Origin of the sequence: Caulobacter sp., assembly GCF_965279145.1 — a bacterium.
Lineage (GTDB): Bacteria > Pseudomonadota > Alphaproteobacteria > Caulobacterales > Caulobacteraceae > Caulobacter.
On sequence record NZ_OZ257139.1, the window covers coordinates 4,245,728 to 4,263,880 of the forward strand.

21 protein-coding genes and 1 tRNA gene are annotated in these 18,153 nt (G+C 65.8%); 5 read left to right on the plus strand and 17 right to left on the minus strand.

Annotation, left to right across the window (positions count from 1 at the left end):
• Nucleotides 1-273: 273 nt before the first annotated feature.
• Entirely contained in the window at nt 274-1,731 is a 1,458-nt protein-coding gene (locus ACQY9P_RS19850) for an alkaline phosphatase (RefSeq protein WP_421737516.1), read from the minus strand.
• A 72-nt stretch (nt 1,732-1,803) separates the two neighbouring features.
• Nucleotides 1,804-2,835 (minus strand): COX15/CtaA family protein, encoded by a 1,032-nt coding sequence (locus ACQY9P_RS19855; RefSeq protein WP_421737515.1) that lies wholly within the window; start codon nt 2,833-2,835, stop codon nt 1,804-1,806.
• Between the two features lie 165 nt (nt 2,836-3,000).
• Here ACQY9P_RS19855 and ACQY9P_RS19860 point away from each other — a divergent pair, with 165 nt between their 5' ends.
• The gene (locus tag ACQY9P_RS19860; protein WP_421737514.1) at nt 3,001-3,255 is read left to right on the plus strand and encodes a GlsB/YeaQ/YmgE family stress response membrane protein; all 255 of its coding nucleotides are present in this window, start codon (nt 3,001-3,003) and stop codon (nt 3,253-3,255) included.
• Nucleotides 3,252-3,497 carry a DUF2842 domain-containing protein gene (locus tag ACQY9P_RS19865; protein ID WP_421737513.1) on the plus strand — a complete coding sequence of 82 codons (246 nt, stop codon included), beginning with the start codon at nt 3,252-3,254 and terminating at the stop codon, nt 3,495-3,497. Before ACQY9P_RS19860 ends, ACQY9P_RS19865 begins: the two co-directional genes overlap by 4 nt.
• Nucleotides 3,498-3,565: 68 nt before the next feature.
• Here the strand turns inward: ACQY9P_RS19865 and ACQY9P_RS19870 are convergent.
• From ACQY9P_RS19870 to ACQY9P_RS19900, 7 genes are all read right to left on the minus strand, one after another.
• Nucleotides 3,566-3,642 (minus strand) — tRNA-Pro (locus ACQY9P_RS19870).
• Between the two features lie 63 nt (nt 3,643-3,705).
• A complete protein-coding gene (locus ACQY9P_RS19875) occupies nt 3,706-4,131 on the minus strand; it encodes a MerR family transcriptional regulator (RefSeq protein WP_421737512.1) in 426 nt (141 codons plus the stop codon).
• A gap of 13 nt (nt 4,132-4,144) precedes the next feature.
• On the minus strand, nt 4,145-4,447 hold the full coding sequence (locus ACQY9P_RS19880) for an integration host factor subunit alpha (RefSeq protein ID WP_035047822.1): 303 nt from the start codon (nt 4,445-4,447) through the stop codon (nt 4,145-4,147).
• A 284-nt stretch (nt 4,448-4,731) separates the two neighbouring features.
• Nucleotides 4,732-5,709 (minus strand): beta-ketoacyl-ACP synthase III, encoded by a 978-nt coding sequence (locus tag ACQY9P_RS19885; protein WP_421737511.1) that lies wholly within the window; start codon nt 5,707-5,709, stop codon nt 4,732-4,734.
• Nucleotides 5,706-6,779 (minus strand): phosphate acyltransferase PlsX, encoded by a 1,074-nt coding sequence (gene plsX, locus ACQY9P_RS19890; protein WP_421737510.1) that lies wholly within the window; start codon nt 6,777-6,779, stop codon nt 5,706-5,708. The genes ACQY9P_RS19885 and plsX overlap by 4 nt, the downstream gene beginning before the upstream one ends.
• A 96-nt stretch (nt 6,780-6,875) precedes the next feature.
• Nucleotides 6,876-7,415: a YceD family protein gene (locus ACQY9P_RS19895; protein ID WP_421737509.1), complete on the minus strand. Its 540-nt coding sequence runs from the start codon at nt 7,413-7,415 to the stop codon at nt 6,876-6,878.
• Entirely contained in the window at nt 7,400-7,930 is a 531-nt protein-coding gene (locus ACQY9P_RS19900; RefSeq protein ID WP_421737508.1) for a ubiquinol-cytochrome C chaperone family protein, read from the minus strand. Before ACQY9P_RS19900 ends, ACQY9P_RS19895 begins: the two co-directional genes overlap by 16 nt.
• 121 nt (nt 7,931-8,051) lie before the next feature.
• Here ACQY9P_RS19900 and ACQY9P_RS19905 point away from each other — a divergent pair, with 121 nt between their 5' ends.
• Together ACQY9P_RS19905 and ACQY9P_RS19910 are read left to right on the plus strand one after the other, a co-directional pair.
• Complete coding sequence (locus tag ACQY9P_RS19905; protein WP_421737507.1) at nt 8,052-8,540, plus strand: outer membrane protein assembly factor BamE; 489 nt, start codon at nt 8,052-8,054, stop codon at nt 8,538-8,540.
• Between the two features lie 270 nt (nt 8,541-8,810).
• Nucleotides 8,811-9,329: a response regulator gene (locus tag ACQY9P_RS19910; RefSeq protein ID WP_421737506.1), complete on the plus strand. Its 519-nt coding sequence runs from the start codon at nt 8,811-8,813 to the stop codon at nt 9,327-9,329.
• 64 nt (nt 9,330-9,393) lie between these two features.
• On the opposite strand, the gene ACQY9P_RS19915 is transcribed toward ACQY9P_RS19910, so the two are convergent.
• The 7 genes from ACQY9P_RS19915 to glyA all read right to left on the minus strand — a co-directional run bounded on the left by ACQY9P_RS19915 (nt 9,394) and on the right by glyA (nt 16,203).
• Entirely contained in the window at nt 9,394-11,535 is a 2,142-nt protein-coding gene (locus ACQY9P_RS19915) for a sodium-translocating pyrophosphatase (protein ID WP_421737505.1), read from the minus strand.
• A 243-nt stretch (nt 11,536-11,778) separates the two neighbouring features.
• The gene (locus tag ACQY9P_RS19920) at nt 11,779-12,312 is read right to left on the minus strand and encodes a hypothetical protein (protein ID WP_421737504.1); all 534 of its coding nucleotides are present in this window, start codon (nt 12,310-12,312) and stop codon (nt 11,779-11,781) included.
• A 90-nt stretch (nt 12,313-12,402) separates the two neighbouring features.
• Entirely contained in the window at nt 12,403-13,467 is a 1,065-nt protein-coding gene (gene thiL / locus ACQY9P_RS19925) for a thiamine-phosphate kinase (protein ID WP_421737503.1), read from the minus strand.
• Nucleotides 13,427-13,876, minus strand: coding sequence for a transcription antitermination factor NusB (gene nusB / locus ACQY9P_RS19930; protein ID WP_421737502.1), 450 nt, complete (start codon nt 13,874-13,876; stop codon nt 13,427-13,429). Before nusB ends, thiL begins: the two co-directional genes overlap by 41 nt.
• Nucleotides 13,873-14,337 (minus strand): 6,7-dimethyl-8-ribityllumazine synthase, encoded by a 465-nt coding sequence (gene ribH, locus ACQY9P_RS19935; protein ID WP_421737501.1) that lies wholly within the window; start codon nt 14,335-14,337, stop codon nt 13,873-13,875. The genes nusB and ribH overlap by 4 nt, the downstream gene beginning before the upstream one ends.
• A gap of 68 nt (nt 14,338-14,405) precedes the next feature.
• A complete protein-coding gene (gene nrdR / locus ACQY9P_RS19940) occupies nt 14,406-14,879 on the minus strand; it encodes a transcriptional regulator NrdR (protein ID WP_421737500.1) in 474 nt (157 codons plus the stop codon).
• A 31-nt stretch (nt 14,880-14,910) separates the two neighbouring features.
• The gene (glyA, locus tag ACQY9P_RS19945) at nt 14,911-16,203 is read right to left on the minus strand and encodes a serine hydroxymethyltransferase (protein ID WP_421737499.1); all 1,293 of its coding nucleotides are present in this window, start codon (nt 16,201-16,203) and stop codon (nt 14,911-14,913) included.
• 167 nt (nt 16,204-16,370) lie between these two features.
• Between glyA and ACQY9P_RS19950 the strand changes: the two genes are divergently transcribed.
• Nucleotides 16,371-16,811, plus strand: a complete 441-nt coding sequence (locus ACQY9P_RS19950) for a MucR family transcriptional regulator (RefSeq protein ID WP_421737498.1) — start codon at nt 16,371-16,373, stop codon at nt 16,809-16,811.
• Between the two features lie 57 nt (nt 16,812-16,868).
• On the opposite strand, the gene hemA is transcribed toward ACQY9P_RS19950, so the two are convergent.
• Entirely contained in the window at nt 16,869-18,095 is a 1,227-nt protein-coding gene (hemA, locus tag ACQY9P_RS19955) for a 5-aminolevulinate synthase (RefSeq protein WP_421737497.1), read from the minus strand.
• Between the last annotated feature and the right edge of the window lie 58 nt (nt 18,096-18,153).

An 18,153-nucleotide genomic window follows, 5' to 3' on the forward strand; every position in this document is an offset into this window, starting at 1 on the left:
ATCCGTATTCCTTGTGCGTCGGGAGCCAAACAAGCGGCTCCGTCTGCGTGAGGGGCGGCTGATACGTGAGGGTTCGCGCCCTGTCAACGTTGAGCGCGCAGAATATCCGGAAACCCTTACGGCATAAGGGATTGCGTGATAAGGTATTATGATACCACAGTGAAAATCGTCATCCCGGCGAGGCGCGAAGCGCGCAGAGCCGGGACCGCCGCAACACCAACGCCTGTTGCGGTCCCGGGTCTTCGCTACGCTTCGCCCGGTATGACAACCGCCTCAGCGCTTGTCCGCGTCGAAGCCGAAGGCGTGGCGCATGACCTGGAAGATGTAGGACTCCTCGACCACCCCATGCACCAGCCAGGCGCCCGGACCGTCGGCGAACACGCCGACGTCTTCGCCCGAGTGGGCCGCGCTGGGCAGGTTGGCCAGGGCCTGCTGGTGATAGTCGACATCGTCCATGTCTTCCTTGGCAGGGTCGGCGCGCAGGTTCTGGCCTTCGGGGCCGCCAGGGCCGGTGGCGAAGCTCAGCACCGAATAGGGCTTGCCGTCGCCGGCCACGATCGGTTCGCCCTCATTGCCCGCAAGGCCCAGGATGGGCGCGTTGCGGGAGGCGTAGCCCGAGATCACCAGGCCGTGGCTATGGTCGGCGGTGACGATGATCAGGGTGTCCTTCAGGTCCACCTTGTCGAGCGCCGCCTGGATGGCCTTGGAGAACTCCGCGGTCTCGGTGAGGGTCCGCTTGGCGTTGTTGAGGTGGCTGCCCATGTCGATCTTGCCCCCTTCGACCAGCAGGAAATAGCCCTTGGGGTTCTTGTTCAGCAGGTCGATGGCCTTGGTCGTCATCTGGGCCAGGGTCGGAACGCCCTCGCCCAGGATGGGCCGCTCGACTTCATAGGGCAGGTGCTCGTTGGCGAAGAGGCCGAGGACGGGACCGGTGCGGGCGGGATCGAGCGCCGCCAGTTGGTCCGCCGTCGTGACATAGGCCGCGCCCGACGCCTTGCGCCATTCGGCGGTCAGATCGCGACCATCGCCGCGCTTGCCGCCGGCGGCGTCGGGCAGGAAGCGCGAGCGCCCTCCCCCCATGGCCACATCCAGCCGCAGATTGGCCGGCGCCTCGATCAGTTGGCGGGCGATATCCTTGCAGCCGGCCTGGGTAGCCTCCAGCGGCATGTCGGTGTCGCCCTCCCAGTCACGATAGGCGGTGTGAGCATAGACACCGGCGGGCGTGGCGTGGGTGATGCGGGTGGTGGTCACCGCGCCCGCCGACAGGCCATGGGCCTTGGCGATCTCGGCGATGGTTTCGACGCGATTGGCGGCTTCGGTGGCGCACTGCTCGGGCTGAGCCGCGCCGGTCAGGCCGATCACCTTGTTGCGCGTCTTCACGCCCGTGGTGATGGCGGTGATGCCGGCGGCGCTGTCGGTGACCTGGGTGTCGTGGCTGTAGGTCTTGGAGAGCGCCGTCCACGGCAGCTTCTCGAACGACAGACTGCTGGACTCGCCGTCCACGCCCCGTGATTGACCCTCGAAGATGCGCCCCGCGGTGATCGTCGAGATGCCCATACCGTCGCCCAGGAACAGGATGACGTTCTTGGCGCGGCCCGTGTTGGGCGTGATCGCCAGGTTGCGGGCCAGGGCGGCTTCGCCGGCCTTGTAATAGGGGTCGGTCGCCGGAGCGGCGAAAGCCGGGGCGGCCAGCAGCGCGGCGACAAGGGTGAGCGAAGACAAGCGGATCACGGCCGAAAACTCCTGAGAGATGCCGGTCTGCTTTGCTTCACGCGTGTGACAGTTGTTCGCGCGCGCGAGAAATTACGGTCGCCGAACGCGCCAGGCGAAGCTGGTCGCCACGGCGAGCAGCACCGCCGCGCCCGCCTGATGGACGACGCCCAGCCAAACCGGCACATGCGCCATCAGGGTCCAGATCCCCAGACCCGCCTGCAGGATCACCACGCCCGCGACAACCAGACCGACGACCTTGGCCTCGCTCGGCAGATGGCGGGCGCGCTGGGTCAGGACACCGATCGCCAGCCCCGCCGCGAACAGGGCGTAGGCGAACAGGCGGTGATGAAGCTGCACCGCGCCCTGGCTGTGAGCGATCGTGCCCCAGAAACCATTGCCCAGATAGGGATCGGGCAGCAGCGCGCCGTTCATCAGCGGCCAGTCGTTGAAAACCAGGCCTGCGTCATTGCCGGCCACCAAGGCGCCCAGCAGGCTCTGGAAGAACACCGCGCCCAGGAAACCCAGGGCCCAGCCGCGCCAGGCGCTGCGCTCCTCGATGCGGGGCGAACCGGCCCAGGCGTCCAGGCCCGTCCAGATCAGCACTACGAACAAAGTCAGGGCCAGACCCAGGTGGGTCATCAGGCGCTCGGGCGCGACCGACACCCGCTCCGACAGGCCGCTGGACACCATCCACCAGCCGACCAGGCCTTGCAGCCCGCCCAGCACCAGCATCACCGCGCAGCGCCAGATCAGGCGGCGCGGAATCATCCGGCGAATGAGAAAGAAGACGAACGGAATCGCGAACACCGCCCCGACCAGGCGGCCCAGAAGCCGGTGCGCCCACTCCCACCAGAAGATGCCCTTGTAGGCCTCCAGGGTCATGTCGGGATTGACCAGCTTGAACTGCGGGATCTGCTTGTAGAGCTCGAAATTGGCGCGCCAGGCGGCTTCCGACATCGGCGGCAGCGCGCCCATGATCGGCTTCCACTGGGTGATCGACAGGCCGGAATCGGTCAGGCGCGTGGCCCCGCCGACCACGACCATGCCAAAGACAAACACCGCCACGGTGAACAGCCAGATGGCGACGGGACGGGAACGATCGGAACGCAGGAATGACGTCATCGGACGGAAGAAGCGCCTGTTCGGGGCCGAAATGGGGCCGGCAAACCCCTACGCCCGAGTTCGCCTCGCGTCCATGCCCGATGAGGCCTCTCGACGCGCGATGACTAGGCTGTCGCTTCATGCGAAGATCCGGTCGCGGACGCGAAGTCCGGCGCGGAGGACCTGATGAGCGGTGTTGGAGTGTTCGCCACGGCAGTGATCGGCATCCTGGCTGGCTGGATCGCCGACATCGCGCTGGCCCGCCGGCATTCCCTGTTCGTCAAGTTGCTGATCGGCGTGATCGGCTCGTTCATCGGCGTCTTCATCGCCCAGCGCCTTGACCTGCCCTTCACCGGCTTCTGGGGTGGGCTGCTCGTATCGAGCGTCGGCGCCGTTCTTTTTCTGGCCGTGCTCGGCCTTGTCGTCCGGAGACCCGCGTGAGCCAACCCTCTATCCCCGCCCGCCCCCTTATTCCGGCGAGAGTGCGCAAGCTGATCGGCGGCGTCGGCATCATGGCCTTCCTGGCCGCCTGGATCTGGGCCGGGACCAGCTTCTATGACTACCTGCCCAACAACCGCGCGGTGCACCTGATCTACTTCGTGATCGTCGGCATGGGCTGGGGCGTACCGCTGATGCCGCTGATGTCGTGGATGGGCAAGGCCGACAAGCCGGTGATCCACTAGACCCGGAATCGAAAAAGGCCGCCCCTTGGGGCGGCCTTTCCGTTCTTCCGTTTATTCCCTTGCGGAAATGGTCGGAGCGACAGGATTTGAACCTGCGACCCCTTGACCCCCAGTCAAGTGCGCTACCAGGCTGCGCCACGCTCCGACGGAAGAGGCGCTCTTATAGGCGCCGGCCCCGACCTCCGCAACCGGTATTCCAGGTGATTTTCTAGCGCCTCAAAAGCCCGTCCAGGCGCGCCTTCACGGCTTCCAGATCATCGAGGGCGAAGGCCAGGCGATCCCGGGCCTCGTCCGCCAGCTCAAAGCCGGGCGGCGATTCGATATCACGGGCGGCGTCGGGGTCGAGCATGGCCGAGCCGTTTGACCCCAGGCCCGCCGCGATCACCTGGGTCAGGCCCTGATCGCGATGCAGCTTCTGCACGCCCTTGATCGTCAGGCCTTCGCGATGCAGCAGCACGCGCACGCCATTGAGGACGGCGATGTCCTGGGGGCGATAGAATCGACGCCCGCCGGCCCGCTTCATGGGGCGGATGAAAGAGAACTTGGTTTCCCAGAAACGCAGGACGTGCTGCGGCACGCCCAGCTCTTCAGCGGCTTCGGAGATCGTGCGGAAGGCGTTGGGTCCCTTCGCCACCGCTGTCTCCGTCCTAGCCGCCCAGGGCGCGGTCGATCCGCGCCTTCATGACCTGCGAGGCGCGGAAACCGATCACCCGACGGGGTTCGATCTCGGCCGGTTCGCCGGTCTTGGGATTACGGCCCATGCGAGCCCGCTTGTCGCGAACCTGAAAGACGCCGAATCCGGAAAGCTTGACCGTTTCGCCGGTCTCCAGAGCCTCGGCCACCAGATCGAGCGTGCGCTCGACGAGCCCCGCGCAATCCTGCCGGGTCAGACCGACCTCCTCGTGAACCGCCTCGCAGAGGTCGGCCCGGGTCAATGTCGCGCCCTTCATGACGCCCCCTACACGCTTCGGCCAGGTCTTCTAGACCGCGCCAGATTGAGAACTGTTGTCACCCGCAAGCGAAGATCACGATCTTCACCCCCGCGAACGCTCACGTTTAGCTCCGACTGCATGCCGCGATTATCGCATGAAGTCAAAGACTCAACGGCGAGACTTCACACCCGCCCGCAGCAAAAGCCCGATAGCCGAAAGTGGAGGCCGATTTCAGCGGCGATCACGCCTTGATGCCTGAAATCGAGACCGTCACGGAAAGCCCACCGCGCCGGGCGACCGGCTCAGAGGCGAATAAGGCAGGCGCCCCAGGTCAGGCCTCCGCCCATGGCCTCCAACAGGAGAAGCTGACCTGGCTTGATCCGGCCATCGGCCACGCCGTGGGCGAACGCCAGAGGGATCGACGCCGCCGAGGTGTTGGCGTGGATCGCCACCGTGGAGATCACCTTGTTCTCGTCCAGCCCGACCCGGTGGGCGACGCCCGCCAGGATGCGCTGGTTGGCCTGATGCGGAATGAACCAGTCAACGTCGGCGATCGCCACACCGGCCGAATCGACCGCCGCGTGGATAGCCTCGGAAATGTTGATCACCGCGTGCTTGAAGACCTGGTTGCCCAGCATCCGCAGCTTGCCGACCGTGCCCGTGGTCGAGGGGCCGCCGTCGACGTACAGCAGATCCTGCTTGGTCCCGTCGGCGCGCAGGGCAAAGCTCAGCAGCCCCTGATCGGCCGTGGTCCCCTGCCCTTCGCGCGGCTCCAGCACCACAGCGCCGGCGCCGTCGCCGAACAGAACGCAGGTGCCGCGGTCGGCCCAGTCCATCAGGCGGGTCATGGTCTCGGCGCCGATAACCAGGGCGCACTTGGAATGGCCGCGCGCCACGAAGCCGTCGGCGACGCTCAGCGCGTAGACGAAGCCCGAGCAGACGGCCTGGATATCGAAGGCCACGCCGACCGGCGCGCCCAGCTTGCGCTGCACGATCGCGGCGGTGGCGGGAAAGGTCAGGTCGGGCGTGGTGGTGGCGACAATGATCAGGTCGATGTCGGCGGCGGTCTTGCCGGCCGCCTCCAGGGCCTGCCTGGCGGCTTCGACGGCCAGATCCGACACCGCCTGGTCCTCGGCGGCCTGATGGCGCTGGCGAATGCCGGTGCGCTCGACGATCCACTCGTCGCTGGTGTCGACGAACTTGGCCAGATCACTGTTGGTGACGATCTTGGGCGGCAGATAGGCGCCGATCCCGGTGACCGCGCTACGGATAACGCTCACTCACTCGCTCCCTGACTCTCGACGCCGGACAAGCCTTCGCCGTCCTTGGCCGCCGTGGCGGTCAGGCGCTTCAAATTCCGATCGATCTCGGCGGTGAAGTCGCTGCGCGCCAGATCGGCGGCGACGCGAATCGCCGAGAAGAAGCCGTTGGCGTCGGCGCCGCCATGGCTCTTGACCACGATGCCGTTCAGGCCCAGCAGCGGAGCTCCATTCACCCGGCCCGGATCCAGCCGCTGCCGCATCTTGCCCAGCGCGCGCGAAGCGATGACCGCGCCCAGCATGGCCAGCGGCGACGAGGTCAAGGTCGTCTTAATCTCGTTCGAGAAGAACCGCGCCAAACCTTCGGCTGTCTTCAGAGCGACATTGCCGGTGAAGCCGTCGGTGACCACGACATCGACGGTGCCGTAGGCGATGTCGTTACCCTCGACGAAGCCGTGATAGTCAAAGTCCAGATTGGTCTCACGCAGGATGGCGTTGGCCTCACGCACTTCTTCGTGGCCCTTCTGCTCTTCCGAGCCGACGTTCAGAAGACCCACGGTCGGCCGCTTGGAGCCGTGGACGGCGTGGTGGTAGGCTGCGCCCATGATGGCGAACTCGACCAGTTGGGCCGCGTCGCTTTCGACATTGGCGCCGACGTCCAGGACCGTCGTCACGCCCTTCATGTTGGGCCAGTTGGCCACGATGGCCGGACGCTCCAGGCCCGCCCCCATGCGCAGGATCAGCTTTGAGATCGCCATCAAGGCGCCGGTGTTCCCGGCCGAGACGCAGGCCTGGGCCTCGCCCGCCTTCAGCGACTCAACGGCGTTCCAAAGGCTGGAGCCCTTGCCGCGGCGCATGGCCTGGGCGGGCTTTTCTTCCATCGCGATGAACTTGTCGGTGTGACGGACGTCGCTGACCGCCCTGGCGGCGGGCGCCTTGGCCAGTTCGGCGTTCAGCCTGGCTTCGTCGCCGTGCAGCAGGAACCGCACGCCAGGCAGCGCCTGGGCGGCCTTGGCCACACCCGGAACGACGACGGACGGGCCGTGATCGCCGCCCATGGCGTCGATCGAAATGACAATGGACTTGGACACTTTGGCGCTATCGGCTCCTGGCGCCCGCTCGCCGGGTCAAGGCGGCGGACGATACATCCGCGTGAATATCACGCAAGCACGGCGAGTCGGACCCGATCAGTCCGTCTCGCCCTTGGTCTTGAACGCCTTTAGCGCGGCGAAGGGCGAAATTTCCGCTGACGGTAGGGGATTTTCGAAGACAGCGCCCGGCTTGCGGGGAAACGGATCCAGCTCCAGCGCCAGATGTTCCAGGACATAGCCAGAGACATCGATGACCTCCCCCTCCAGCACGTCGGGCGGATCATCGGCTTCCGGATCAAGGCCAAGCTCTCCGCCTTCCTCGGCCGGCGCATGCTCGCTGTCGGCGGGGATGACGTGGACGGTGAAGCGCGCGTCGATCGACTCCTCGAAGTCGTCGGCCGAGACGCTGCAGATCTGGATCACCCGGGCGCGCAGGCGCCCCGAAACCTCGGCCCCGTCCATCCACGAGCTCAGATAGACCTCGGCGGAAAACTCCTCCAGGCGCACCAGACCCAGCTGCTTGGCGATGGCCTTGCGCTGGTCGGCGTCGGGTTCGAGTCGCAGCGCGACCTCGCCGCGATCGACACGGGCCAGGGGCACTTCACAAGGCCAGGGCGTGTTTACGGGTTCGGCCATTTCGCCTCTCCTTGCAGCAGGGTGTCCAGAGGCTGGCTGGCCAGGGCTTCGCGCGCGCCGACCACATAGGCGGTCAGAGCCTCGACGTCGCCCTCGCCGCGCTCTTCCAGGACCGTTCGCGTGATCATCTCGGACAGCGCCGCCTGATCCGGCAGCGTCGCCGCCGCTTCGTCGAAGGCTTTCAGGCGGCCATAGAAGGCGCCGGCGAGCTTCTTCATCTTCTTGCCCACGGCGGTGTCGGAGACACCGATCTCGCGGAAGGCGTCGTCCAGGCCCCGCACATACGAGTCGAACACCGCCTGCGAGGTTTCCGCCGCCGGCTCGCCCTGGGCCTTGAGGCGTTCCAGCAAGACCACGACGTGAAGGGTGAAAAGCTCGAACCGGCCTTCCAGCGAGTCGCGCACGCCCATCACGGCGTAGAACGGCGCGGAGCGGGCCTGGGCGACGGCGCCCGCATACAGCTTGGCCCCCGCCGCCTTGGCGGGCCTGGGTTTGAGCAACCGATCCAGAATCATTGAACGCCTCTATTTCGCCGCGACCCGGAACTAGATGAGCAACGGGTCCACGCGGGCCATTGAACTAAGCCCCCGCGGACGATAGGTCAAAGTCCAGCATTTTTCCGGTTCCGGAGCCCGCATGTTTCGTCCCGCCATTTTCGTCGCCGCCGCCCTCGGCCTGTCCGCCGTTGTGTCAGGCTGCACGCCGCTGACGAGCTATTCCGGCTTCCAGGCGATCGAGGCCAAGCCTGCCGACATGAAGGTGGGCGAAGACAGCAAGTCCACACTGATGGAGAAGCTGGGCTCGCCCTCGACGATTTCGACCTTCGACCCCAACACCTGGTACTACGTGTCCCAGACGACCGACCGGGTGGCCTTCTACATGCCGCGCGTGATCAAGCGCGACGTCATTGCCATCAAGTTCAACCCGGCCGACGAAAAGGTCGCCTCGGTCAACACCTTCACGCTGAAGGACGGCAAGGTCATCGCCTATAACGGCCGCGAGACCCCCACACGCGGTCGCGAGATGACCATCCTGGAACAACTGCTCGGCAACGTCGGGCGCGGCGGCATGCTGCCCCAGGAAGACGACGGCGTGCCCGGCACCCGTCCGGGCGATCGTCGCTAGGCCTTCATTTCCTCTTGTCGCTCCACGAAAAGGCCGCGTCTTCCGGACGCGGCCTTTTTTCACGCCTTGCGACAGGCGACCCCACCCGATCCACTCAGAAGCGAACTGTAATCGTGATCACGATTTAAGTTAATCGCCAGTCACGACGATTCTTCCCTAAGCTGATCGAGATCGCAACATTTCATCAACCAGAGATGCGGCAGGTTTCAACTTAAGAGGCATAACGCCGCATGAGTTCTAACCTTAAGCGTGGGGGGCGGTGCTAGCGAAATGGATCTGAAGTCGCTGTCCGTGCTGATCGTCGACGACAACTCCAACATGCGCAAGATCCTGGGCGCGATCCTCAAGTCCTTCGGCGTGCGAAATATCAAGGAAGCCGACGACGGCCTGCAGGCGTTGCGCATCCTGAATGTCCAGGAAATCGACATCATCTTCACCGATCTGATGATGCAGCCGGTCGACGGTCTGGCGTTCGTTCGCTGGATCCGCACATCGACCGCCAGCCCCTGCGCCCTTGTGCCGGTCATCATGATCACCGGCCACGCCACCCAGCGCAGCCTGAATGAAGCTCGCATGGCGGGCGTCACAGAATTCCTGGCCAAGCCGCTGACGGCGCGCGGCGTGATGCATCGGCTCAACGAAGTGATCAACAATCCCCGCCCCTTCGTCCGGGTCAGCGACTATTTCGGCCCCTGCCGACGTCGACGGATCGACCATGAGTTCTTTGGCGAGGAACGACGCCGCGCCGGAGGCGATGAGCAGGACTTCGATCCAGAGGACGTCTACTGAAAACAGACGAAAAACGCCCCGGAGGTCTCCCTCCGGGGCGTCGTCGTTCAGGTCGATCGCTGGATCAGACGCCGTGGGCCAGGACGGCCAGCAGCAGCAGAGCCACGATGTTGGTGATCTTGATCATCGGGTTCACGGCGGGACCCGACGTGTCCTTGTAGGGGTCGCCGACGGTGTCGCCGGTGACGGCGGCCTTGTGAGCCTCCGAACCCTTGGTGTGCAGGACCCCGTCCTTGTCGGTGAAGCCCTCTTCGATGACCTTCTTGGCGTTGTCCCAGGCGCCGCCGCCGCTGGTCATCGAGATGGCGACGAACAGGCCGGTGACGATCACCCCCATCAGCATGGCCCCCAGAGAGGCGAACGCGTCGACCTTGCCGGCGATGGCCTGGATCGCGAAGAACAGCACCACAGGCGAGACCACCGGCAGCAGGCTGGGCACGATCATCTCGCGGATCGCGGCCTTGGTCAGGATGTCGACCGCCTTGCCGTACTCGGGCTTGACCTCATAGGTCATGATCCCGGGGTTCTCGCGGAACTGGCGGCGCACCTCGGCGACGACAGCCTCGGCGGCCCGGCCCACGGCCGTCATCGACATGCCGCCGAACAGGAAGGGCAGCAGCCCCCCGAACAGCAGGCCGACCACGACATAGGGGTTGGACAGGTCGAAGGTGACCGGACCCATGCCCTCGAAGAAGCTGCCCGGCGCGGCGTTGGCCGAGAAGAACTTCAGGTCCTCGGTATAGGCTGCGAACAGCACCAGGGCGCCCAGGCCGGCCGAACCGATGGCGTAACCCTTGGTGACGGCCTTGGTGGTGTTGCCCACGGCGTCGAGGGCGTCGGTGGTGACACGGACTTCCTTGGGCAGGCCGGCCATTTCGGCGATGCCGCCGGCGTTGTCGGTGACCGGACCGAAGGCGTCCAGGGCGACGATGAAGCCGGCCAGCGACAGCATGGTGGTGGTGGCGATGGCGATGCCGAACAGGCCCGCCAGATTATAGGTCACAACGATGCCGACGATGATGGTCAGGGCCGGCAGGGCCGTGGATTCCAGCGACATGGCCAGACCCTGGATCACGTTGGTGCCGTGACCCGAAACGCTGGCCTGGGCCACCGACTTCACCGGGCGGAAATTGGTGCCGGTGTAGTATTCGGTGATCATCACGATCAGGGCGGTGACAGCCAGACCGGCCAGTCCGCAATAGAACAGGCTGTTGGCGTCGAACGTCTGCTCGCCCACGGTGACGGCGGTGGGGACCAGTTGGTGGATCACGTACCAGACGGCCGGGATCGACAGCAGGCCCGTGACGATGAGGCCCTTGTAGAGGGCTCCCATGATGTTCTGGCTCTTGCCCAGCCGGACGAAGAACGCGCCGACGATCGAGGTGACGATGCAGACCGCGCAGATGGCCAGCGGCAGCAGCATCATCGCGGTGACCGCTTCGGTGCCGCGGAAGAAGATCGCCGCCAGGACCATGGTGGCGACCGTGGTCACGGCATAGGTCTCGAACAGGTCGGCGGCCATGCCGGCGCAGTCGCCGACATTGTCGCCGACGTTGTCGGCGATGGTCGCGGCGTTGCGGGGGTCGTCTTCCGGGATGCCGGCTTCCACCTTGCCCACCAGATCGCCACCCACGTCAGCGCCCTTGGTGAAGATGCCGCCGCCCAGGCGGGCGAAGATGGAGATCAGGCTTGCGCCGAAGCCCAGGGAGACCAGGGAGTCGACCACGACGCGGTCAGTGCCCGCGTAGCCGCCAGGACCGGTCAGCAGGGCGAAATAGCCCGCGACCCCGATCAGGGCGAAACCCGCCACCAGCATGCCGGTGACGGCGCCGGAGGTGAAGGCCATCGACAGGCCCTTGGCAAGGCTCTCGGACGAGGCCTGGGCCGTGCGAACGTTGGCGCGCACCGAGATCAGCATGCCGGCGAAGCCAGCGGCCCCGGAGAGGATCGCGCCCAGGGCGAACCCGACGGGCTGCTCCCAGGACTTGAAGAAGAAGGACAGCAGGGCGATGACCACGACGCCGACCAGGGCAATGGTGGTGTACTGGCGCTTCAGATAGGCCTGCGCGCCTTCCTGGATCGCCGCCGCGATCTCCTGCATCTTCGCGTTGCCGGCCGAGGCCCGCATCAAGATGGACGTCTGCACGGCGCCATACAGCACCGCCAGCAGCCCGGCCGCTATGGCCAGTGTAAGCCAAGAACTCATTCGGAAATTGCCCCTTCGCGCTTCAAATCACGAGGGGGTAGCCGGTTCGGTTTCGGCGCCTTGATCATCATCAACACACCGTCCAAATCGACGGGCGGGCCTTATGGCCTCATGCCCCCTCGATGCTCCCTGATTGGCGCTCTAGCGGCGCCAAGGCATGGACAGTGCCAAATGGCACAGGGGTGCGCAACCCGTTGCCGCGCAAGCGCTGGCGACGGGATGGTCCGTTCGGCTAGGGACGGTTCAGGGGATAATGGCGGATGTTGACGCCGAAACCCGGGCCGGTTCACCGGGTTGTGCGCGAACAGGCGGAGGCAACTGCTTGCGAGCGATCTGCTTGGTGATCTCCACCGACGCGATCTTGCCCTTGCCGATCAGAACGGCGGCCTCGCGCAGAACCACGGCCTTCAGCCGGGGCTCGTCGACTTGGTTGTAACTGTCAGCCTTGTTGAAGGGCGTGCGGTGAGCGGCGCGAACGATGGCGTCGCGCAGGATCGGCTCCTGCCCTTCCATGACCGTCACCGGGACGCCCTCGGCCATCTTCAGGCTGAGGTTCAGGAAGACGTAGTTCACCAGCCTGCCGTTCTCGACGATCGGCGCGGCGAAGGGCAGCATCTTGATGATCGGATCCGGCGGCGGGCCCTCGCCCTCGCCCTCCCCTTTCTTCTCACCCTTCTTCTCTTCCTTCTTCTTGGAATTCGCCAGGGCCGGGCCAGCGGCGGCAAGCAGCACGGCGACAAGCGCGGCGCGGCGCGTGAAGGCGGAGGAGGTGATCATGGCGACGAGCTTAACCAGCAAGCCTTGCCGTTTCGCTACCGGCTACAGGCATAACCCCGGCACGGGTCCCAGACAGCTTCGAATGCGACTTTAGCCGTGCAGCCAGCCCAGCTTGGTGGGCGTGACGTCCTTGCGCTTGTAATAGGCCAGGATCCCCTCGCCCTCGACAAACTCACCGATTTCGCTGACCTTGATCCCCACGGCGGCGGCGGCGACGCGGAATGCCCAGGCGTCGGCGGGATCCACGGCGCAGACAATCTCGTAGTCATCACCGCCCGACGCCAAGGCCAGCCGGGCCTCCGAGTCCTCGGGCTGGGTTTCCAGCCAGGCCATGGCGCCAGGCGAGAGCGGCAGGCGCTCCAGATCGACGCGCACGCGGCAGCCGCTGGCCTTGGCCAGGTGGCTGCTGTCGGCCAGAAGGCCGTCCGAGACGTCGGCGGCGGCATGGGCGTGGGCGCGCAAGGCGTCGCGCAGACCGACCCGAGGTTCGGGCTGGCGATAGCGCTTGAGAAGCGAACTGTCCTCGTCCAGCACCTCGCCCCACTGGGCCATCAGGCCCAGCCAGCCATCGCCGATCGTGCCGGACACCATCAGCCGGTCGCCAGGCTTGGCCCCGCGACGCAGGACCGCGGCGCCGCTCGGCACCCAGCCCAGGAAGGTCGCCGAAACGACGAACGGACCCGAGGTCGTCACCGTGTCGCCGCCCAGAAGCGAGATGTCGAAGGCCGCGCCGTCCTCGGCGAGGCCGCGCGCGAAGGTCTCGCGCGACGCGACATCCGCGCCCGAAGGCCAGCCGACGGCAAGGAAATAGCCGTACGGCTCGGCGCCCTTGGCCGCGAGATCAGAGAGATTGGTGCGCAGAAGCCGGCGCGCCACCACGTCCAGAGCTTCGTCCGCGAGGAAATGGACGCCCGCGACCAGGGCGTCCTTGGTGATGACAAGGTCGTAGCCGGGGCGCGAAGGCAGCACGGCGGCGTCGTCCAGCAGGTCCAGCGCCACGGGATCACCCCGCGTCAGCGGACGCAGAAAGCGCGCTATATGGTCGAATTCATTGGCCGGGGGCGGCGCCGTCGTTTCAGACGGGCCGTCATCCGCGAACCAGTCGTCGTCTTCGTCAGGTTCGTGCATCGCGGGCGATTGCGTCGAGGGCGCCATTGATGAATCCGGCCTCCGGTCCTTCGAAGAACGATTTGGCGATCTCGACATACTCGTCGATGACGACCTCGGTGGGAACGTCCGGGCGATGCATCAGCTCGAACGCGCCGGCCCGCAGCACCGCGCGCGCGGTGGCGTCCAGACGGTCCAGCCGCCAGCCCGAAGCCAGGCGCTTGACGATGGCCTGGTCGACGTCGCTCTGCTTGGCGACGACGCCCTTGGCCAGCTCGGCGAAAAAGGTCTCGTCGGCGGCGGCCATCCGCTCGCCATCGACATCGCGATCAAAACGGTGTTCGGAGAACTCCCGGACCACGGCGTCAACGCCGACGCCCGAGACTTCCATCTGATACAGCGCCTGAACGGCCGCCAGTCGAGCGACGGATCGCGGCTGAACGCGATTCTTGCTCATCGGGTCTGCCCCAGCAGCTGGCGCTTCAGCGCCACGGTCTCGAGGCAAGCCTTGGCGGCGGCGCCGCCCCGATCGCCTTCACTGACCTTGGCCCGGGTCCAGGCCTGGTCTTCCTCGTCCACCGTCAGAACGCCAAAGCCGATGGCGAGGCGCTTGCCGATGCAAAGGTCCTGAAGACCGCGCGCCGTCTCGTTGGCGACGATCTCGAAATGGTAGGTCTCGCCGCGGATCACGCAGCCGAGCGCGACATAGCCGTCATACTGGATGCCCACGGGCCGATGGCCGGCTTCCTCGGCCAGCGCCACGGCGCCGGGAATCTGGAGGGCGCTGGACACCGTGATCACGTCGTATTCCGCGCCATAGGCGTCGATCGCCTGGATGGCTCCGCGCAGCAGTTCGTCGGAGATCCCCGAATAGCTTCGGCCCTCCACGATCAGCAGGCGGATCTTGTCTTCAACCATCTAACTCGAACTCCCGGGCCGGCGCCGACGCCTCGTCGAAACACGGCCGTAATCAAAACAGAATGCGCCTAAGGTTCTTCCTCGGCGACGTCACTCAGACCTTCTTCGCCCAAAAACTTTGCGAAATCGCTAGTTTCCTTGAAATCGCGATAAACCGAGGCGTACCGGACATAGGCCACGTCATCGAGCGCTTTCAGCGCCTTCATGACCATTTCCCCAACCGTCGACGACGGAAGCTCGGTCTCGCCCATGCTTTCAAGCTGCCGAACGATGCCATTGATCATGCGATCGACCCGTTCGGCGTCAACAGGACGCTTCTGGGTCGCCAGGGCGATCGACCGCACCAGCTTCTCGCGATCGAACGGCGACCTGCGGCCCGAGCGCTTCAGGATGGTCAGCTCGCGCAGCTGAACGCGCTCGAAGGTGGTGAAGCGGCCCCCACATTCGGGGCACATACGTCTACGCCGGATGGCCGCGCCGTCTTCCGACGGGCGGCTGTCCTTGACCTGGCTCTCAGCGTGACCACAGAACGGGCAGCGCATGATCTAGCCCCCTCCGGCTTTTCCGAGTCTATTAGTTGTAGATCGGGAAGCGCGCCGTCAAGGCCAGGACTTCCTCGCGGACCGTCGCTTCAACGTCGCCGTTGCCGGTGGGACCGTTTGTCGCAAGCCCATCGACAACCTGGGCGATCAGTTGACCCACCCGCTTGAACTCCGCCTCGCCAAATCCGCGAGTGGTGCCGGCCGGCGTGCCCAGGCGGATGCCCGAGGTGATGGTGAAGGGCGCGGTGTCGAACGGCACGCCGTTCTTGTTGCAGGTCATGTTGGCGCGCTCGAGGCTGTGCTCGGCGTCGCGGCCGGTCACGCCCTTGGGCCGCAGGTCGACCAGCATCAGGTGACTGTCGGTGCCGCCCGAGACGATATTGACGCCGCCGGCCTGCAGCGCGTCGGCCAGCGCCCGGGCGTTGGCGATCACCTGCCTGGCGTAGGTCTTGAATTCCGGCTTCAGCGCCTCGCCGAAGGCCACGGCCTTGGCGGCGATCACATGCTCCAGCGGGCCGCCCTGGAGGCCCGGGAACACGGCCGAATTGACCTTCTTGATGATCGCTTCGTCATTGGTCAGCACCATGCCGCCACGTGGTCCCCGCAGGGTCTTGTGGGTGGTGGTGGTGACGACGTGGGCGTGCGGGATCGGGCTGGGGAACGCGCCGCCGGCCACCAGGCCGGCGAAGTGGGCCATGTCGACCATCAGATAGGCGCCGACGCTGTCGGCGATCTGACGGAAGCGGGCGAAGTCGATCTCGCGGCTATAGGCGCTGCCGCCGGCGATGATCAGCTTGGGCTTCTCGCGCTCGGCCACCTCGGCGACGTTGTCATAATCGATCAGCTGGTCCTGCTGGCGCACGGTGTAGGACACCGGCTTGAACCACTTGCCCGACTGGTTGGCGGGGCTGCCGTGCGTCAAATGGCCGCCGGCCGCCAGGTCCATGCCCAGGAAGCTGTCGCCCGGCTGCAGCAGCGCCATGAACACCGCCTGGTTGGCCTGCGAGCCCGAGTGCGGCTGGACGTTGGCGAAACCGGCGCCGAACAGCTGCTTGGCGCGTTCGATGGCGATCGTCTCGATCTCATCGACATATTCGCAGCCGCCGTAGTAGCGCTTGCCCGGGTAACCCTCGGCGTACTTGTTGGTCAGGATCGAGCCCTGCGCTTCCAGCACGGCCCTGGAGACGATGTTCTCCGAGGCGATCAGCTCGATCTGGTTTTGCTGACGACCCAGCTCCAGACCAATCCGATCGAAGATGTCGCGGTCCGCCGTGGCGAGGTCCGCGCCGAAAAAGGCGGTCAGGGTGGAAGCTGGTGCGGTCATGGGCGGTCTCCAGACGCTGCGGGGGAGTCGGTCGGTGGCGCTCTCTTTAACGGGCTACGCGCCGCGATCAATCTAGGAACCTTGGAGAAAGTTATGCGTTCGTCCCGTTCCGGGTCGGTAAGGCGTCCGCTCCGGCCAAAACATTGCAACGATAGAGGCGGGTACCCATGGTGTCGCAGAGCGGCGAGTCGGAGTCCAAGGGCGAGAGAAGCCTGGATATTCTGGGATTGAGCGCGGAGATCGTCGCGGCCTATGTCGGGCAGAATACGGTCCCCCAGTCGGTGATTCCGGATCTGATCCGCACGGTGCATCGCGCCCTCTCGACCCTGAACGGGGACGACACACCGCGCGCCGCGGAAAAGGCCAAGCCCGCGGTGCCTGTGTCACGCTCGGTGCAGCACGACTACATAGTCTGCCTCGAGGATGGAAAACGGCTGAAGATGCTGAAGCGCTATCTGCGCTCGCACTACGATATGAGCCCCGAAGACTATCGCCGCAAATGGGGCCTGCCGGCTGATTATCCGATGGTGGCGCCCGCCTATGCGGCCCGCAGGTCGGACTTCGCCAAGCAGATTGGCCTTGGCAAGGGCGTGCGACGCGGGCTCTGAAAACTGTCACCCGGCCCGGCGCGCTGCGCGCTTGGCCGGGATGACAACTTCGAGGGATCAGGCCGCGTGGCCGCCCATGCGGGCGACGTTGCAGTGCGCCCACAGCTTTTCCATCGCCCCGACCAGCTTGCGCATCATGTCGTCGGTGTGGAACGGCGTCGGGGTGAAGCGCAGGCGCTCGGTGCCCCGCGGCACGGTGGGATAGTTGATCGGCTGCACATAGACGCCGTGATCGGCCAGCAGCATGTCGCTGATCAGCTTGGTGTGGTTGGGATCCCCCACCAGCACCGGCACGATGTGGCTGTCGTTTTCCATCACCGGCAGACCGGCGGCCTTGAACATGGCCTTCAGGGTCTTGGCGCGCTCCTGATGGGCTTCGCGCACTTCCGGATGCTGCTTGAGCCACTTGACGCTGGCCAAGGCCCCGGCCGTGAGGGCCGGCGGCAGCGAGGTGGTGAAGATGAAGCCCGAGGCCATCAGCCGGATGGCGTCGATCACTTCGGTGTCGCCGGTGATGTAGCCGCCCATGACGCCGAAGGCCTTGCCCAGGGTGCCCTCGATGATGTCGATCTGGCCCATGACGCCGTCGCGCTCGGCGACGCCGCCGCCGCGCTGGCCATACATGCCCACCGCGTGAACCTCGTCGAGATAGGTCATCGCGCCGTACTTCTTGGCCAGGGCCGCCGTGGCGCCGATGTCGGCGATGTCGCCGTCCATCGAATAGACGCTCTCGAAGGCCACCAGCTTGGGCGCGTCGACCGGCGCCGCCGCCAACAGCTCTTCAAGGTGGGCCAGATCGTTGTGGCGGAAGATGTGCCGCTTGCCGCCGCCGTTGCGGATGCCCGCGATCATCGAGGCGTGGTTCTGCTCGTCGGAGAAGATGATCAGGCCCGGGAGGATCTTGTAGAGAACGCTCAGGCTGGCCTCGTTCGAGACATAGCCCGACGTGAACAGCAGCGCCGCGTCCTTGCCATGCAGGTCGGCAAGCTCCGCCTCCAGCTCGACATGGTGGTGATTGGTGCCCGAAATGTTGCGGGTGCCGCCCGAGCCCGAGCCGTGCTGGTCGATCGCGGCGTGCATCGCATCGAGCACCACCGGGTTCTGACCCTGGCCGAGATAGTCGTTGCTGCACCAGACCACGACATCGCTCTCGCCACCGTCGGCGTGAGTCCAGGTGGCGCGCGGGAAGGCGCCGCGATGGCGCTTCAGGTCGGCGAACACCCGGTAACGGCCTTCGTCACGGATCTGGCCGATCGCGGCCTGGAACGCGGCTTTGTAATCCATGGTCTTGTTGCTCGATCATCAGGCGGAAAACGCCGCCGACTGTCGGTCCCTATTCGAT

Bases quoted from the DNA above. Each gene is read 5' to 3' on its own strand.
- ACQY9P_RS19855 (WP_421737515.1), bottom strand. From the start codon at position 2,835: ATGACGTCATTCCTGCGTTCCGATCGTTCCCGTCCCGTCGCCATCTGG.
- ACQY9P_RS19860 (WP_421737514.1), top strand. From the start codon at position 3,001: ATGAGCGGTGTTGGAGTGTTCGCCACGGCAGTGATCGGCATCCTGGCT.
- ACQY9P_RS19880 (WP_035047822.1), bottom strand. From the start codon at position 4,447: ATGAAGGGCGCGACATTGACCCGGGCCGACCTCTGCGAGGCGGTTCAC.
- ACQY9P_RS19895 (WP_421737509.1), bottom strand. From the start codon at position 7,415: ATGGCCGAACCCGTAAACACGCCCTGGCCTTGTGAAGTGCCCCTGGCC.
- ACQY9P_RS19900 (WP_421737508.1), bottom strand. From the start codon at position 7,930: ATGATTCTGGATCGGTTGCTCAAACCCAGGCCCGCCAAGGCGGCGGGG.
- ACQY9P_RS19905 (WP_421737507.1), top strand. From the start codon at position 8,052: ATGTTTCGTCCCGCCATTTTCGTCGCCGCCGCCCTCGGCCTGTCCGCC.
- ACQY9P_RS19910 (WP_421737506.1), top strand. From the start codon at position 8,811: ATGGATCTGAAGTCGCTGTCCGTGCTGATCGTCGACGACAACTCCAAC.
- ACQY9P_RS19915 (WP_421737505.1), bottom strand. From the start codon at position 11,535: ATGAGTTCTTGGCTTACACTGGCCATAGCGGCCGGGCTGCTGGCGGTG.
- ACQY9P_RS19920 (WP_421737504.1), bottom strand. From the start codon at position 12,312: ATGATCACCTCCTCCGCCTTCACGCGCCGCGCCGCGCTTGTCGCCGTG.
- thiL (WP_421737503.1), bottom strand. From the start codon at position 13,467: ATGGCGCCCTCGACGCAATCGCCCGCGATGCACGAACCTGACGAAGAC.
- nusB (WP_421737502.1), bottom strand. From the start codon at position 13,876: ATGAGCAAGAATCGCGTTCAGCCGCGATCCGTCGCTCGACTGGCGGCC.
- ribH (WP_421737501.1), bottom strand. From the start codon at position 14,337: ATGGTTGAAGACAAGATCCGCCTGCTGATCGTGGAGGGCCGAAGCTAT.
- nrdR (WP_421737500.1), bottom strand. From the start codon at position 14,879: ATGCGCTGCCCGTTCTGTGGTCACGCTGAGAGCCAGGTCAAGGACAGC.
- glyA (WP_421737499.1), bottom strand. From the start codon at position 16,203: ATGACCGCACCAGCTTCCACCCTGACCGCCTTTTTCGGCGCGGACCTC.
- ACQY9P_RS19950 (WP_421737498.1), top strand. From the start codon at position 16,371: ATGGTGTCGCAGAGCGGCGAGTCGGAGTCCAAGGGCGAGAGAAGCCTG.
- hemA (WP_421737497.1), bottom strand. From the start codon at position 18,095: ATGGATTACAAAGCCGCGTTCCAGGCCGCGATCGGCCAGATCCGTGAC.